We start from the raw sequence: 17,056 nt of genomic DNA on the forward strand, positions 1-17,056 counted from the left end.
CAGGCGAGGAAAGGACGAGTAATGCCGTAACGGGTAACAGAGAGTCCCCGGGTGGTGGGAAGGGGATAACCACGACCGGCATGAAGATCAGCCTGGAGCCTCCGGGCCGAACGGGGAGTAAGTCCGGACGGAAGCCACCGTTAACGGGCAAGAAGTGGGTGGGATCAATGGCCACCGGGCCTTGGTCTTCACCAAATTGGGTGGTACCACGGTCGATCAAACCGTCCCTTTGCGGACGGTTTTTCTTTTTTTAACTATCTTTTCTAAATTTATACAGTTTGGCCTCCGTGAGGCCGTAGGGCTTGGTTGAACACTTGATTTCGTCTTTTATGTATTGATCGAATCGCCCAGTTTATCTGGGTGAAAAAAGTTTTGCCAGGGAAAGGAGTTTGACTGATGATGGGTGGAAAGTTTCGAGAAGTCGATGTCAAGAGTCCGGCGCGTCAACGGGAAGAAGCAATTTTGGAACAGTGGTTGGCCCAAGATATGGTGAAATTGAGTGTGGATGCGCGGAAGGGCGCACCCTCCTTTATCTTTTACGAGGGCCCGCCGACCGCCAATGGACGGCCCGGCATTCACCATGTCCTCGCGCGGACGATCAAGGATACGGTCTGCCGTTACAAAACCATGGAAGGTTATCAGGTCAACCGGAAGGCCGGTTGGGACACGCACGGCCTGCCGGTGGAGATCGAAGTCGAAAAGAAACTGGGGCTCTCCTCGAAACAGGGGATTGAGGAGTACGGGATCGAGGCCTTTAACCGGGAGTGCCGCGAATCGGTCTTTACCTACGAAAAGGAATGGCGGCGGATGACCGAACGGATCGGTTACTGGATCGATCTGGATAATCCCTACATTACCTTGGATAACGATTATATCGAAAGCGTCTGGTGGATCCTGAAGCAATACTTTGAGGCCGGGCTGATCTACGAAGGGTACAAGATCATGCCGTACTGCAGCCGGTGTGGGACCCCCCTGGCCTCCCACGAGGTTTCCCTTGGTTATAAGGAAGAAAAGATCAATTCGATCTATGTCCGCATGAAGGTCAAGGGCAAGGAGAACGAGTACTTTCTGGTCTGGACCACGACCCCCTGGACGCTCCCGTCCAACGTGGCCCTGGCGGTTAATCCGGCCTTCACTTACGTGAAGGCGCGGCGTCCCGGTGACGACGCGGTCTACATTCTGGTCCGCGAGCGGGTGACGCCGGTCCTGGGGAAAGAGGCGGAGATCCTCGAAGAGGTAAAGGGTGAAGACCTTTTGGGAACCGAGTATGAGCAACTCCTCCCCTTCCTGAAAGCTGACGACCCGGCCTTCCGCGTTTACGGCGCCGACTTTGTCTCCACCGAGGATGGGACCGGCATCGTCCACATCGCACCGGCCTTTGGTGAAGACGACTACCAATTGGGGCGCAAGCATAACCTGCCGGTGTTGCAACCGGTGGATAAGGAGGGCAAATTTACCGCCGAAGTTCCGCTCTGGGCGGGCCGCTTTGTCCGGGACGCCGACGAGGAGATCACGGACCATTTGAAGGCCGAGGGGAAACTCTTTAAGAAGGAGCGGATCACCCACTCCTACCCCTACTGCTGGCGGTGTGATACGCCCCTCCTCTACTACGCCCGTCAATCCTGGTATATTGCGGTGACGAAATATAAAGACCGTTTGGTGGCCAACAACAAGAAGATCAAATGGTATCCGGAGCATGTGGGGAAAGGCCGTTTCGGCAACTGGCTGGAGAACGTGATTGACTGGTCCCTCTCGCGGGACCGTTACTGGGGGACGCCGCTCAACATCTGGCGCTGTGAAAGCTGCCGGCGGCTGACGGCGGTCGGCTCCCGGCAGGAACTGGCCGAGCGGGCCTTGGAACCGGTGGACGTGGCGAACCTGGACCTCCACCGGCCCTATATCGATGAGGTGCACCTGAAGTGCGAATGCGGCGGGCGGATGACCCGGACGCCGGAGGTCATCGACTGCTGGTTTGATTCGGGTTCGATGCCTTATGCCCAGTGGCATTATCCCTTCGAGCATAAGGATGATTTTGACAAGCTGTTCCCGGCCGACTTTATCTGCGAAGGGATCGACCAGACGCGGGGTTGGTTTTACTCGCTCCTAGCGATCTCCACATTCCTCTTTGACCAGCCGGCCTTCAAGAGTGTGGTCGTGAACGACCTGGTCTTGGACAAGAACGGACAAAAAATGTCCAAATCCCGGGGGAATACCGTCGACCCCTGGAATCTGTTTGACAAATACGGGGCCGACGCCACCCGCTGGTACCTGCTGGCGGTTTCGCCACCCTGGATGCCGACACGGTTTGACGAGGAAGGGTTGAAGGAGGTCGCCGCCCGGTTCTTCGGGACCTTGTTGAACGTCTATGCCTTCTTCACCCTCTATGCCAATATTGACGGGGCCGATCCGGAAAACTACGACGTCCCGGTGGCCGAACGGGAAGAGATCGACCGCTGGCTGGTCTCCCGGTTTAACTCGGTCACCAAGCAAATTCGGGCTGACATGGCCGAATACGAACTGACCAAAGTGGTCCGGGCCATCCAAAACTTTGTGATTGACGACCTCTCCAACTGGTATGTCCGGCGCAACCGCGAACGGTTCTGGGCGCCGGAGATGAACCAGAACAAAAAAGCGGTCTACCGCACCTTATGGGAAGTGCTGGTGGGTGTGGCCAAGTTGATGGCTCCCTTCGCCCCCTTCCTGGCGGAGGACATCTACGGCAACCTGGTGCGCGGCCCGGCGAAGCAGCCCTCCGTGCACGTGGAGTATTACCCGGCACCCGACGAAAAGCTGATCGACGTTGAGCTGGAACGGCACATGGGCCTGGTGATTGATCTGGTCTCCCTGGGACGGGCCGCCCGGAACCGGGTGCAGATCAAAGTCCGGCAGCCCCTGGCTGCGCTCCGGATTGACCGCAAGCACGAAATGCTGTTGAAGCCCATGGAGGATCTGGTGAAAGAGGAGTTGAACGTCAAAGCCATTCACTACGTGGAGGCACCCGACGACTATGTGGACTATACAGTGAAGCCCAATTTTGCCGTCCTCGGTCCGAAATACGGTCCTTTGATGAAACAGATCGGCCAGGCTCTTGCGGCGAGTGCCGCCGTGGACTTGGTGAAAAAGTTGCGGGCCGACGGCCAGCTCACCCTAACGGTGGACGGCAAGACGGTCCAATTGACGGCGGAGGATCTGGAGATCCGGACGGCGGACCGGCCTGGTTACGCCATGGAGGCGGACCGGGACAACTATGTCATCCTGGAGACCACCCTGACGCCGGCGCTCGTCCAAGAAGGGCTGGCCCGGGAGATTGTCTCCAAGGTGCAGAATATGCGGAAAAATGCCCAGTTTGAGTTGACGGACCGGATCCGGATCACCTACTGGGCGGGCCCGGAAGTATCCGCCGCCATTGAGGCTTACCAAGCCTATATCCAGGAGGAGACCCTGGCGGTGGCTATCGAAAAGGCGGCCGACCAAAACGGGGACTTGACTGAATGGGATATTAACGGGTATCCGGCCGGGTTGAAAGTGGAAAAGATATAAGCAACGATGCTTTGGGGACAAGGAAGGATCCCTCTGGCGACAGAGAGATCCTTTTTTGTCCTTGGTTGCGTTTTTCGAAAATTGATCCTATAATAAAGAGTATTTCAGAATTTACTAATGGATTTATCCAGGCACACTTAGGGGCAATTTACTCTACTGGGGGAAGCGAAAATGCGGATTGTCGTTGTCGGCCTTGGCCGTGTTGGTTATAACATTTCAAAAGCCCTCTCCGAAGAAGGCCATGATGTGATTATTATCGATAAGGACCCGGAGGTTTTAAAGATTGCGGCGGCCGATCTGGATGTGATGACGGTGGCCGGTAATGGGGCCAGCGCGCGGATTTTGGAAGCGGTGGATATTAAAAACGTCGATATTATCCTCGCCGTCACTGAAAATGATGAGTTAAACATGATTGCCTGTATGACGGCGAAACAAAGCGGGGTGCCAATGACCGTGGCCCGGATCCGCAACCCCGACTATACTTCCTATCATCCTTACATCCTTTCCTATTCCCATTACGGCATCGACCGGATTATCAACCCCGAACACTTGGCCGCCCAGGAGATCTTCCGTTTAATTGCCGTGCCGATGGCCACCGATGTCGAGTATTTTTATGATGGGAAACTTAGTCTCGTCGGGCTTAAGGTCACCCAGGAGATGGAGATTGCCGGCCAGCGGATCGCCGACCTTAACCTGGACCGGTTTACCATCGTTGCGGTCGCCCGTGAGGGGAAAGCCCTGATCCCGCGGGGGGAAACCCGCCTCTTACCCAACGATAAAATCTTAGTCCTTGGGGAGACCTTTGGGTTCCAACACTTAAACGGCTTGACCAAAAAGAAAACCCCGGTGTTCCGGCGGGTGGTGATCGCCGGCGGGGGCTTAATTGCCCAGTATTTTATCCGTCTGTTACTCCAAAAGAAGAAAAGACCGGAGATTGTCGTCCTCGAACCCGACCCGGAGCTCTGTGCGGCGCTTGCCGCCGAGTTACCCGGATGTGAAATCATCTGCGCCGATCCGACCAACAAGGAGGCTTTGGAAGAGCAAAATTTGGGCCCGGATGATGCTTTCGTTTCCCTCCTGGGGAAAGAGAGCAATAATCTGATGGCCAGTCTTCTGGCTCGCAAACTCGGCGTGCAAGAGGTGATCTGCGAGATTGGCCGGGAGGATTATATCCCCCTGGCCGACACCGTCGGGGTGACGGCGGCCATCACGCCGCGGCTGTTGACTGTAAACACCGTTCTGAAGCTTGTGCGGAAAAGCAATATTGTCCATATCAACCTCTTGCAATCGGGGGACGCCGAGATCCTGGAGGTGATCCCGGAGCCCAATTCCCCGGTGACCAAAGGGAAACTACGGGATCTGGGGCTTCCCCCCGGGATACTGATCGGCGCCGTGATCCATGAGGATCAGGTCATCGTACCCCGGGGCGACACCTGGATCCACCCGTCGGATCATGTGATTGTCTTTGCCCTGAAAAAGCTGGTTCCAGAGGTGGAGAAGCTGTTTTACCACTAATAAGGAGCAGGATAAAAAATGAGGTTGCGGTTGGTTCTAAACCGGGTGGGCAAAATCCTAATCTTACTGGCGATGGTAATGTTTATCCCTTTGGGAGTCGCCCTTTTCTACCGGGGAAGCGATGCCTCGGCTTTCGTGTATAGCATTGGCGTTACTTTACTGGCCGGGGGATTACTGGCTTTAATCAAACCGGAGGGGGATTTCCGGCGGCGGGAAGGGTTGGCGGTGGTCGGCCTTGGCTGGCTCCTGGTGACCGCCTTTGGCGCCCTGCCTTACCTTTGGTCGGGAACGACCCTAACCTATACCGACGCTTTTTTTGAAACGATGTCCGGGTTTACTACAACCGGCGCTACGGTTTTAGCAAATGTGGAGGGGACCGCCCGGGGAATTCTCTTCTGGCGAAGTCTAACCAACTGGCTGGGCGGGATGGGCATCATTGTCCTTTCCTTAGCCCTTTTTCCCGCTTTACGGCAAGGGGTTTTTCTCTACGAGGCGGAAGTACCCAGTCCCTTCCCGGACAAAGTAGTGCCCCGCCTGCGGACAACCTCGGTTGTCCTTTGGTTGATTTATAGCGGGTTCACTCTTCTGGAGACCATTATCCTCCGCTTGGCGGGGATGTCATGGTATGAAGGGGTGACCCATGCGATGGCCACGCTCGCCACCGGCGGCTATTCCACCCGGAACATTAGTGTGGAGGCCTTCCATAGTTGGCCGATCGAGCTGATTTTTATTGTTTTCATGTTTTTAGCCGGACTTAATTTTTCCCTTTACTACCGGATCCTGAAGAAAAGAACGCTAAAACCGTTCTGGCAAAGCACAGAAGTTAGAGTTTTTTGCGGGGTGATTCTGGTCGCCTCCCTTTTGATCACTATAGTGTTAGCCGGCCAGTATAGTCTCCCTTGGGTGGAAGCCGGCCGCCGGGCCCTCTTTCAGGTTGTTTCGGTCATTACCACCACCGGGTTTTCCAGCGACAATTTCGACCAGTGGCCGGATATGGCTCGTGTTGTCCTCCTGGTGCTGATGTTTTTTGGCGGGTGTACCGGCTCAACGACGGGCGCGATCAAAATTGGGCGGTTGGTGGCCCTCTTCCGGTATTTCCGCCGGCAAGTAACCAGGGCTTATAACCCGCGACAAGTGATCCCCACCAAACTGGACGGGGTTGCTTTGCCGGCGACGGCCATTCACAGTATGGCGGCCTTCTTCTTTATTTACCTCACCCTTTTTGCTTTCGGGACTTTATGGGTCGCCGCTACCGGGGTTGATTTAATTACGGCCGTAAGCGCCGCCGCCTCCTGTCTCGGCAATATCGGCCCGGGGTTGGGAGCGGTCGTGGGGCCCTTGGGGAACTACGGGAGTTTGCACCCCTTGGCCAAATGGGGGTTAAGCCTGCTAATGTTGGCGGGAAGGTTGGAAATCCTGCCGCTCTTCGTGTTAATTTGCCCCCGTTTTTGGCATAAATAAAAGAACGTAGGAAGAAGGTGGATAAAATGACAAAAACATATGACGTGATCATAATCGGCGGTGGTCCGGCCGGGATCTTCGCCGCCTTGGAACTGGTGGAGCGGACCGGTAAAATCTTGATTGTGGAAAAAGGAAAGAGCTTGGCGGAGCGGGTCTGCCCTTCCAAAGAACGGAATATCCCTTGTGCCAAGTGTCAACCTTGTTCCATTGTGTGCGGATGGGGGGGGCGCTGGTGCATTCAGCGATGGTAAACTGACCCTCTCAACGGAAGTCGGCGGCTTTTTGGATGAATATATCTCCAAAGAACGCCTCCACAAGATGATCCGGTATGTGGACGACATATACCTCCGCTTTGGCGCGCCGGAACACGTCTACGGCGATGACGAGGAGAAAGTCGCCGCCATTGCCAAAAAAGCGGTAATGGCCGACTTGCGGCTGATCCCCTCCCGGATCCGGCATTTGGGGTCCGGACGGACTTTGGCGGTTCTGCAGGCGATGCAGGAGGAGCTGGAACGGAAAGGGGTCGAAGTCGCGTTTAACAGCGCTTGTACGGAACTGCTGGTGGAAAAGGGTGTCGCCGTCGGGGTTCGTTTAAAGAACGGTCAGGAATACCGGGCCAAATACATTATCGTTGGCCCCGGGCGGGAAGGATCCGAATGGCTGGTGGCCGAAGGTCGCCGTCTGGGATTGCCGACAACGGTCAACCCGGTGGACATTGGAGTGCGCGTGGAGGTTCCCGCGGAAGTTATGGAACCGTTGACTTCCGTCGTTTACGAGAGCAAGTTCATCTACTACTCCCGGACGTTCGAAGACCGGGTCCGGACCTTCTGCATGTGCCCCTACGGGGAAGTGGTGGTGGAGAACAATGATGGTGTCCAGACGGTGAACGGGCATAGCCACGCCCATAAAAAAACGGCCAACACCAACTTTGCTTTGTTGGTCAGCAAGAATTTTACCGAACCGTTTAAAGAGCCGATCACTTACGGCCGGTACGTGGCCGGACTTGCCAATCTGCTGGGCGGGGGCGTGATCGTCCAGCGTTTGGGCGACTTGCAGATGGGCCGCCGGTCGACCCCGGAACGCTTGCGAAAAGGTCTGGTCATTCCCACCCTGAAGGAAGCGACGCCGGGCGATTTAAGCCTGGTCTTCCCCTACCGGCATCTTTTGGCGATCATGGAGATGCTCGAGGCGTTGGATACGATTGCGCCCGGGGTTAATTCGCGGAACACCCTCCTCTATGGGGTGGAAGTTAAATTCTACTCTTCCCGGTTGCACCTCAGCTCAAACCTGGAGACCAAGATCCCCGGCCTCTTTGCCGTCGGGGACGGGGCGGGCGTCACCCGCGGCTTGATGCAAGCCTCCATTTCCGGCGTCATCGTGGGCCAGGAGATCAAGCGCCGCCTGGAGAACTGAAGAAGGTTAAACCAAAGGAAGGTACCAAAGAAAAACGGGATTAAATCAGAACCGGAAGAGAAACGGGAAGGAAGAACAAACGAAAACGGCCGGCGTTCTGCCGGCCGGAAGAATGAGAGAAAAATCAGCTAATAAAAAAGACGAAACGGGTACGAAAATATCTAAAACTCATTAAAGACTAAAGGATTAATAGAGGTAGAAGTGAATCCCCCACCCGTAGACCAGACCCGGACCGGGTGGCCCTCCGGAATAACCAACGGTCGAGTAGCCGACCTCCAGGTTATACTTGAGGTTGGTGACAAAATCACTGGTAGTGAATTCAAGGCCAAGCCCGCCGACAAAGCCGGGGGCGGAAACCAGCTCCCAGGCGTTGTCGTAAAAAGCAAAGTATCCGGCCAGCCCGAAGAGGTAGAGGTTGTGGGTGGGCTGGAGGTGAAAACGGTATAAATATTTGCCACCCCAGATGGCGGCATAGTCATTATAGATGAAGATGCCTTGCAGCGCCGAGTGTTGGGTCAGATTAAGGACGGCGCTGTAGCCGATTTCGGGGTAAACACCGTGGATGCCAAGGCCCAACCGGAAAAGGTAGGGCTCCCGGTCGGTGGCGGCAGCCGGCGCCGGACGCAAAAACATGAGGATGAGACCCAGGAGGAGAAGGGCAGATTGGGCGCGCGCGCGGCGGCCAACAGGTAAGGGGGCCATGCTGTCACCTCATTCTTCGTTTGCGTTATTTTCCTGGCGGAAACAGAAATAAGAGTAGACGGCGGTGCCCAGGGAACTCCCCATGATCAGCGCCATCATCAACCAGAAACGGATCCGGTCGGGCAGGACCGTCCCGATAACCAGGGCAACCCCGGACCAGAAGAATAGTTTGCCGCCGAAACGGTGGGTTTTGGTCCATACTTCCGCATTGGCCAGCGTCCAAGGGGTCCGGATGCCCACAAAATAGTTGGGCTTAATTTGCGGCAGTCCCCGGCCGAGCAGCGCAAAGAGGAACCCGATGGCGAGGGTGACGAAATTGCCGATGTCAATGCGGTACCCCAGGTTGAAAGCCAACGTGACCAAGTGGAGGCCGAGCATGAAGAGGACGACCCCCAGTTTTATCCAGCGATAAACCGTGGCGAACTGGGCGTAATTACGGCGGCGGGGGTCGATCACCGGGAGGAAGAGAAGAAGCAGATAAAGACCGAGGGTGATCAGGGGCAGACCAAACACCCCGAAGAAACGGCTTCCGTAACCGTCCGGCTCGCCCGCCACATTCCAATGGACGACGATTTGCTCCGGAAGGGCCGGATAAACCACCACTCCCAAGATTAAAACGGCGGCAATAATAAGGAAGATATACCATTCGTGTCGGAGCTCGGTTTTGAACGTATACTTTTCGGACAAGGCACTAACCTCCTTTTAAATGACACCATCATTATAACATATATAACATAAAGGAAATATATATTAGGAAATTCGCCGTGAAGCCGTTAACCCAGGCTCCCGGCGGCGTCCCTTGCGCATAGAAGCGGAAAATGCTATAATCGTTACGAAAATCATGATGACCAACCCGAAGAGCGCTTCGGGTCAATTTTTTAACAGCAGAGGAGGAACCCCGTGGACCAGAGTCGGATTCGTAACTTTTGTATTATTGCCCATATTGACCACGGTAAATCCACCCTGGCCGACCGGTTGTTGGAGTATACGGGAGCCGTTGACAAGCGGGAAATGACCGAACAGGTACTCGACTCCATGGATTTGGAGCGGGAAAGAGGGATTACCATTAAGGCCAGGGCGGTGCGCCTCAACTACCAGGCGGCGGACGGCGAAAAGTATCTCCTCAACCTGATCGACACCCCTGGCCATGTGGACTTTACCTATGAGGTGTCCCGTTCGTTGGCTGCCTGTGAAGGGGCGCTTTTAGTGGTGGATGCGACCCAAGGAGTGGAAGCGCAGACCATCGCCAACCTTTATTTGGCCTTGGAACACGACCTGGAGATTATCCCGGTCATCAATAAAGTGGACTTGCCCAGCGCCGACCCGGAGCGGACCCTAAAGCAGATCGAAGAGGTCTTCGGCTATAAGCCGGAAGAAGCCATCTTGGTCAGTGCGAAAACCGGGCAAGGGGTCGACGCGCTTTTGGCGGCGATCGTCCAACGTATTCCCCCTCCCAAAGGGTCGACGAGCGAACCGACCCAGGCTTTGATCTTTGACTCCCAGTATGACTCCTACAAAGGAGTAATCGCCTATGTCCGGATGTTCAACGGTCAGATCCGGATCGGCGACAAGATTCGGATGATGGCCACCGGCAAAGAGTTCGAAGTCACGGAGTTGGGGGTCTTTGCCCCGGAAATGACACCGGTCGAAAAATTGGCCAGCGGTGAAGTGGGCTTTTTGGCTGCCAGCATCAAAAATGTGAAGGATACACAGGTTGGCGACACGGTCACCACAGTTGACCGGCCGACGGCGACTCCCCTCCCCGGTTACCGCTCGGCGAAACCGATGGTTTACTGCGGCTTGTACCCGGTGGAAAACGTCGACTACACTAACCTGCGGGATGCTTTGGAACGGTTGCAGCTCAACGACGCCGCCCTGACCTTTGAACCGGAGACTTCGACCGCGCTCGGTTTTGGTTTTCGCTGCGGGTTTCTCGGCCTTCTCCATATGGAGATTATCCAGGAGCGGTTGGAACGGGAGTATAACTTGGAATTGATTGCGACCGCCCCGAGCGTGGTCTATATTGTCCACCTGACGAACGGTGAGACCAAGGAGGTCCGCAACCCGTCCGATCTGCCCGGCTTCGGCTTCATCGAACACCTGGAGGAGCCTTTCGTCAACGCCAACATTATCCTGCCCCATGATTTCGTTGGCCCGATTATGGAACTCTGCCAGGAAAAAAGGGGTCTATATAAGTCAATGGAGTACCTGACGACCGACCGGGTCCTCCTCCATTATGAGTTGCCCTTGGCGGAGATTCTCGTCGATTTCTACGATAAGTTGAAGTCCCGGTCGAAGGGATACGCCTCCTTTGACTATGATTTTCTGGGGTACCGGGAGACGGATCTGGTGCGCCTTGATATCCTTTTGAACGGGAAGCCGGTGGATGCCCTCTCGGCCATCGTGCACAAGGATAAAGCCTACCACTATGGGCGACAGTTGGCCCGGAAACTAAAAGAGTTGATCCCGCAGCAGTTGTTTGAAGTTCCGATTCAAGCGGTGGTCAATAATAAAGTAATCGCCCGGGAAACCATCCGGGCTTTGCGTAAAGACGTGTTGGCCAAGTGTTACGGCGGGGACGTCACGCGTAAAAGAAAGCTGTTGGAGAAGCAGAAGGAAGGCAAGAAACGGATGAAGCAGTTGGGGACGGTGGAGGTGCCCCAGGAGGCATTCTTTGCGGTCTTAAAGATTGATGACTGAGGCCGCCCCGCGCCGGTTGGGCCTGCTACTTTTTGTCCATCCCCCGGAAATAGCCCCCTTTAATCAACCGGGCGTCCAGTTCGGTGTAGAAGACATCGGGTTCAATCTGGTCAATCACCGCCCGGAGCCGGGGGAGGTCCTTGCGGCGGAGGATAATCGTCAGGATGTGCCGGGGTCCGGTCCGCCCTTCCCCTTCGAGGACCGTTACGCCAAAGTTCTCGTCCCGGAGGGCCGTGATCAATTCCGGCGTATGGTTCTTCGGGACCAGTTCAACGAAGGTGTAGCCGACGGCCAATTTTTCCTCCAGATATCCGCCGACAATGTTGCCAAAGGAAAACCCCAGGCCATAGACGAGAAGTTTCCAAGGGCTGTCTAAATTTCCGACTACTTGGCTAAGGGCCGTAATGTTGATCGTCACTTCAAAAAAGCCGAGAAGCGCGGCGTGGAAACGTTTTCCTCGCGTAAGAAAGAGGATGCGTATGGTGCCCAGACAAACATCGGTCGTCCGGGCGAAAAAGATCAAACAGAGGGAAAGCAGCAAAAAATCAACTCCTTTTGCATAATCGGACCAATCCTGTCGGTTACGGAAAGCGAACGGCCCGCTACCGGAGGCATGTCATATTCCTGCTAACGCTAAAATACCATAAAACCAGGGCAAAGGCAATTAACTACTTTTTGCAGCTTGAACGCGCCGGCCGGAGGAGGCAAAACCCTTGAGATCGATCGGCCTTTATCTTCACATTCCCTTTTGCCGTCGAAAATGTTTGTACTGCGATTTTTGCTCCTTTCCCGGACGGACGGGGGATTATCAGCGCTACCTGGAGGCTTTAAAGCAAGAGTTGCGGTTAAGATGGAATCCCCAGTGGCAGGTTGCCACTATTTATATCGGCGGCGGGACGCCGACGGTCCTTCCCCCAAGCGCCCTGGCGGAGTTACTGCGGGAGATCAAAACGGTAGCCCGGGTGCAGCCGCAGGCGGAAGTGACGGTTGAGGCCAACCCGGGAACGATCGACGGCCCCGGTCTTGCCCAGCTGCGGGCGGCCGGGGTGAACCGGTTGAGTGTGGGCGCCCAGTCGGGGGACGACCGTTTTTTAAAAATCTTAGGCCGGATTCACACCACCGCTGATGTGGAAAGCACGGTAGCCCTGGCGCGCCGGGCGGGTTTTACCAACATTAACCTGGATCTGATTTATGGCTTGCCCGGCGAGACGCTTGACGACTGGCAGCAAACCCTCCGCTGGGCCATCGCCCTGGCGCCCGATCACCTTTCCTGCTACGGCTTGCAGGTCGAACCTGGAACGCCCCTCCAGTCAATGGTCCGGGAAGGAAGGGTCCGCTTGCCGACCGATGACGAGGTGAGCGCGATGTTCATGGCCAATACCCGGATCCTGCCGGCGGCCGGCTATAAACAGTACGAGATCTCCAACTTTGCCCGACGTCCCCGGGCGGGCGAAGCCGCGAGTGGCGATTACCGGTGCCGGCACAACCTGATTTACTGGCGATACCAGGATTACCTGGGGCTGGGTTTGGCGGCGGTTTCCACCGTGGCCGGACACCGCTGGGTCAACCTCGATAACCTGGAAGCGTATCTTTCCGCCGTGGCGGCCGGGACGGAACCGACGGGCATGGTGGAACCCCTCACGCCCCGGCAAGCGATGGCGGAGATGTTAATACTGGGGTTTCGCCTCACCACCGGTCCCGATCCGGAGGCTTTCGCCAGTCGTTGGGGGGTCTCCCTGGCTCAGGTTTTGGGTGAACGGGTGCAGCCCCTGTTGGACGGCGGTTTTCTCCGGGAAGCAGCAGGCACCTACCGGCTGACCCCCCGGGGCATGCTCGTCAGTAATCAAGTGCTGACCAAACTTTTGGCGCCTTTACTGTGAGTAGCGGAGGGAGCGGGAGCGAATTTACGGAAGATTGGCGTTCGGGCAAAGACTTTAACCTCTTTGCCCTTGACAAAGGGTGAGGATGGTGATATTTTTTAGGTAGATTAGCACTCGTCATTCGGGAGTGCTAACAATAAGCAGTGGTGTTCTCTTGGTAAGGAGAGTGTATAGAAGGTGAGCAAAAATGACTCAGAGGCCGCTGGATCCAAGAAAGGAGTTAATTTTAAAAGTAGTCACCGATGACTACATTGAATCGGCGGAACCGGTTGGGTCCAGAACAATTGCTCGCAAGTATAATCTGGGGCTAAGTCCCGCGACCATCCGCAATGAAATGGCCGATCTGGAGGAGAGCGGCTATCTGAAGCAACCTCATGTCTCGGCGGGGCGGATCCCCTCTCAGCGGGGTTACCGTTATTATGTGGATATGTTGATGCAACAACAGACTTTGAACGAAGAAGAACAAGAACTCATCCGGTTATATTTTGAGGATCGTTCCCGCCAGTTGGATACAATTCTGCAGCAAACCGTGAAGATTCTTGCGCAATTGACGCGTTATCCTTCCCTGATGCTTGGGCCGACGTTACAACCGTCCATCTTCAAACATGTGCAGTTGATTTCGTTAAGTGCTAACGATATTCTCGTTCTGATCGTGACCGACATGGGGATCATTGAGAAGAAGGTAATCGCCGTCGATTGTCCGATCACCCAAGCCGATCTCGACCGGGTTTCTTATAGCTTGAACAAAAAACTTCGGGGCCGGCCGTTTGCCAGCCTAAAATCGTCGTTTTTAAATGAATTGAAAGAGGAGATTAAAACCGAGGACAGCTCCTTCCAACAGGCGATTACCCTCCTCCTGAGCACCCTGGATACCAGCGAGAAGGAACGGGTTTATCTTGACGGAATTATTAACATTTTGGAACATCCGGAGTTTAAAGAGGTCGAAAAGTTCAAACTACTAATGGAGCTGATGGAGGAGGAAGACCGGTTGTACCGGCTCCTTTCGTCGCGCCATCCGGGGCTCAGGATCTCCATCGGGGAGGAGAACCCGGAAGAAGCAGTCCATGAATGCAGTATCATTACCGCCAACTACGAAATCGGCGGACGGGTCGTCGGCACCATCGGTGTCCTGGGCCCGACCCGCATGGACTATGCCCACGTCGTCTCGGTGGTTGAATTTATCGCCCAGAGCCTGAGCGAGTATCTATCCAAGTCGTAAAAGGCACCGCGGGGCCTTTTCTCTTTTTTAAGATTATGGAGGTGGTTATAGGTTGGTAAAGCAAAACAACGTTGAGATAGATGCGGATGTTGCTTTAAAACAGGAGCAGGCCCAGGAAACGACGGAAGAAACGGCGGCGCCACCCCAGGAGAGCGCGGACGCTGGTGCCGGCCCAGCCGGCCAGGTTGACGCCGACGCCGCGCGGGCGGAGCTTGAAGCCTTACATAAGAAAATCGAAGAACTGGAACGGGAAAAAGAAGAGTATCTCCAGAGTTATCGGCGGTTACTTGCCGATTTTGACAATTATAAACGGCGCACCCGGAAGGAGTTACTGGAGGCGGCGGACAGTGGGAAGGAAGAGCTGCTGGTGAAGCTTCTTCCGGTCCTGGACAATCTGGAACTGGCGCTGAAGGCGACCGGGGAGCCCGACAAATGGCGCTCCGGGGTGGAGATGATCTTCCGTCAGTTTTTAGGTGTTTTGGTCGAGGTGGGCTTAAAGCCCATTCCTGCTGTTGGTGAGATGTTCGATCCTAAGCTGCATGAAGCCTTGATGCGGGAGCCCTCGGAACAACCGGAAAACACCATTCTCGAAGAGATCAAAAAAGGTTACCTATTCGGCGAAAAGACGATCCGCCCGACTTTGGTCAAGGTTGCGGCGGCTCCGGAATCGGTAAGCGGGAAAGAGAAAGAATAGATATATAGTTTTTATAAGTTTTGATGATGGTAGGAGGTAATAGTCGATGGGAAAAGTGATCGGGATTGACCTTGGTACTACAAACTCGTGCGCTGCCGTGATGGAAGGCGGCGAACCAGTTATCATTCCTAGCGCCGAAGGAGGCAGAACCGTCCCTTCCGTGGTGGCTTTCTCGAAAAACGGGGAACGGCTCGTCGGGCAGATTGCCAAACGGCAAGCGGTTGCCAATCCCGGCCGGACGGTGATTTCCATCAAACGGCATATGGGAACGAATTATAAAGTAAAGATTGATGATAAGGAATACACGCCGCCGGAGATTTCGGCGATGATTTTGCGGAAGATCAAGACCGACGCCGAGGCTTATCTCGGGGAAAAGGTCGATAAAGCCGTGATTACCGTTCCGGCTTACTTTACCGACGCCCAACGGCAAGCGACGAAAGACGCCGGGGCTATTGCCGGGCTGGAGGTCCTGCGGATTATCAACGAACCGACGGCGGCAGCCCTGGCCTATGGCCTGGACAAATCCGACGCCCATACGGTGCTCGTCTTTGACCTTGGCGGCGGGACCTTTGACGTTTCCATTCTCGAGCTGGGCGACGGGGTCTTTGAAGTGAAAGCCACCAGCGGGAACAACCGCTTGGGTGGGGATGATTTTGACGAGCGCATTATCAAATGGATGGTTGACAACTTCAAGGCCGAGCATGGGGTCGATCTCTCCAAAGACCGCATGGCCATGCAGCGGCTGAAGGAAGCAGCCGAGAAAGCCAAGATTGAGCTTTCCGGGGTGTTGACCACCAATATTAACTTGCCGTTCATTACGGCCGTTGACGGCCAACCGGTGCACTTGGATATGAACCTGACCCGGGCGAAGTTTGAAGAACTGACGGCCGATTTGGTCGAAGCCACCGCCGGACCGACGAAACGGGCTTTGGCCGACGCCGGTTTGAACCCGGGCGATATTGACAAGGTTATTCTGGTGGGCGGTTCGACCCGGATCCCGGCTGTGCAGGAACTGGTGAAGAAGCTGACCGGGAAAGAGCCCTTTAAAGGCGTCAACCCCGATGAGGTGGTGGCCATTGGAGCGGCCATCCAGGCGGGGGTGCTGGCCGGCGAAGTAAAAGACATTGTCTTACTGGACGTTACCCCGCTTTCGCTGGGAATTGAGACCCTCGGGGGCGTCTTCACCCGGATTATTGAACGGAACACCACGATTCCCACGTCGAAAAAGCAGATCTTCTCGACGGCGGCCGACAACCAGACCTCCGTTGACATCCACGTTCTCCAGGGCGAGCGGGAATTTGCCAAAGACAACGTTACCCTGGGCCGGTTCCGGCTGGACGGGATTCCGCCGGCCCCGCGGGGGGTTCCCCAGATTGAAGTGGCCTTTGATATTGATGCCAACGGCATTGTCCACGTCTCGGCGAAAGATTTGGGCACCGGTAAAGAACAGAAAGTGACGATTACCACTTCCAGTGGTTTGACGAAAGAACAGATCGACCGGATGATGAAAGAGGCGGAGCAGTACGCCGAGGAAGATAAAAAACGCCGGCAACAAGTGGAGTTGAAGAACGAAGCCGACAGCCTGGTCTATTCGGTCGATAAGACCCTGAAAGATTTCGGCGATAAAGCCCCCGCCGACCGGGTCGAAAAGATCAAACAGGCCAAAGAAGAACTGACGAAGGCCTTGGCGGGCGAAGACTACGACCTGATCCGGGAGAAGAAGGAGAAACTGGAGAAAGAACTCCATGAACTCTCGGCCACCATCTATCACCAGGCCGCCGGGACGGGGACGGGTTCAGCCCAGAACCAGACGGGATCGGCGGGAACCAATGAAGAGGGACCTACGGTTGATGCCGACTACGAGATCAAAGACGATAAATAATAAAATGGTAAGGCCAAGGCAGATGTGATCAAAATGCGGAAGAGTGGTTA

11 protein-coding genes, 1 pseudogene and 1 other annotated feature (1 of these 13 running past the window's edge) are annotated in these 17,056 nt (G+C 55.3%); of the genes and pseudogenes, 9 read left to right on the top strand and 3 right to left on the bottom strand.

Annotation, left to right across the window (positions count from 1 at the left end; all coding sequences use genetic code 11):
- Positions 1 to 232: a binding site (T-box leader), on the top strand (it extends 3 nt beyond the left edge of the window).
- A gap of 164 nt (positions 233 to 396) precedes the next feature.
- The 4 genes and pseudogenes from ileS (at position 397) to G5B42_RS03375 (ending at position 7,929) form a co-directional block, all read left to right on the top strand.
- A complete protein-coding gene (ileS, locus tag G5B42_RS03360) occupies positions 397 to 3,540 on the top strand; it encodes an isoleucine--tRNA ligase (RefSeq protein WP_231133203.1) in 3,144 nt (1,047 codons plus the stop codon).
- A gap of 171 nt (positions 3,541 to 3,711) precedes the next feature.
- Positions 3,712 to 5,055: a Trk system potassium transporter TrkA gene (gene trkA, locus G5B42_RS03365; RefSeq protein ID WP_181339038.1), complete on the top strand. Its 1,344-nt coding sequence runs from the start codon at positions 3,712 to 3,714 to the stop codon at positions 5,053 to 5,055.
- Between the two features lie 18 nt (positions 5,056 to 5,073).
- Positions 5,074 to 6,516 (top strand): TrkH family potassium uptake protein, encoded by a 1,443-nt coding sequence (locus tag G5B42_RS03370; protein WP_181339039.1) that lies wholly within the window; start codon positions 5,074 to 5,076, stop codon positions 6,514 to 6,516.
- Positions 6,517 to 6,542: 26 nt separating this feature from the next.
- A pseudogene (locus tag G5B42_RS03375) lies at positions 6,543 to 7,929 on the top strand (NAD(P)/FAD-dependent oxidoreductase).
- A gap of 186 nt (positions 7,930 to 8,115) precedes the next feature.
- Here the strand turns inward: G5B42_RS03375 and G5B42_RS03380 are convergent.
- Both G5B42_RS03380 and G5B42_RS03385 read right to left on the bottom strand, forming a co-directional pair.
- Positions 8,116 to 8,631 (bottom strand): hypothetical protein, encoded by a 516-nt coding sequence (locus G5B42_RS03380; protein WP_181339040.1) that lies wholly within the window; start codon positions 8,629 to 8,631, stop codon positions 8,116 to 8,118.
- 9 nt (positions 8,632 to 8,640) lie between these two features.
- The gene (locus tag G5B42_RS03385) at positions 8,641 to 9,318 is read right to left on the bottom strand and encodes an SdpI family protein (protein ID WP_181339041.1); all 678 of its coding nucleotides are present in this window, start codon (positions 9,316 to 9,318) and stop codon (positions 8,641 to 8,643) included.
- Positions 9,319 to 9,531: 213 nt separating this feature from the next.
- On the opposite strand from G5B42_RS03385, the gene lepA reads away from it, so the two are divergent.
- A complete protein-coding gene (gene lepA / locus G5B42_RS03390; RefSeq protein WP_181339042.1) occupies positions 9,532 to 11,331 on the top strand; it encodes a translation elongation factor 4 in 1,800 nt (599 codons plus the stop codon).
- A gap of 25 nt (positions 11,332 to 11,356) precedes the next feature.
- Here the strand turns inward: lepA and G5B42_RS03395 are convergent, their stop codons facing one another.
- Positions 11,357 to 11,872 (bottom strand): DUF2179 domain-containing protein, encoded by a 516-nt coding sequence (locus G5B42_RS03395; protein WP_181339043.1) that lies wholly within the window; start codon positions 11,870 to 11,872, stop codon positions 11,357 to 11,359.
- A gap of 172 nt (positions 11,873 to 12,044) precedes the next feature.
- Between G5B42_RS03395 and hemW the strand changes: the two genes are divergently transcribed.
- The 4 genes from hemW to dnaK all read left to right on the top strand — a co-directional run bounded on the left by hemW (position 12,045) and on the right by dnaK (position 17,006).
- Positions 12,045 to 13,211 (top strand): radical SAM family heme chaperone HemW, encoded by a 1,167-nt coding sequence (gene hemW / locus G5B42_RS03400; RefSeq protein ID WP_181339044.1) that lies wholly within the window; start codon positions 12,045 to 12,047, stop codon positions 13,209 to 13,211.
- 187 nt (positions 13,212 to 13,398) lie between these two features.
- Entirely contained in the window at positions 13,399 to 14,430 is a 1,032-nt protein-coding gene (hrcA, locus tag G5B42_RS03405) for a heat-inducible transcriptional repressor HrcA (RefSeq protein WP_181339045.1), read from the top strand.
- A 52-nt stretch (positions 14,431 to 14,482) separates the two neighbouring features.
- A complete protein-coding gene (grpE, locus tag G5B42_RS03410) occupies positions 14,483 to 15,124 on the top strand; it encodes a nucleotide exchange factor GrpE (RefSeq protein WP_181339046.1) in 642 nt (213 codons plus the stop codon).
- 46 nt (positions 15,125 to 15,170) lie between these two features.
- Positions 15,171 to 17,006, top strand: a complete 1,836-nt coding sequence (gene dnaK, locus G5B42_RS03415; protein ID WP_181339047.1) for a molecular chaperone DnaK — start codon at positions 15,171 to 15,173, stop codon at positions 17,004 to 17,006.
- Positions 17,007 to 17,056 lie beyond the last annotated feature (50 nt).

Source organism: Capillibacterium thermochitinicola (assembly GCF_013664685.1).
GTDB classification, from domain to species: Bacteria; Bacillota; UBA4882; order UBA10575; family UBA10575; genus Capillibacterium; species Capillibacterium thermochitinicola.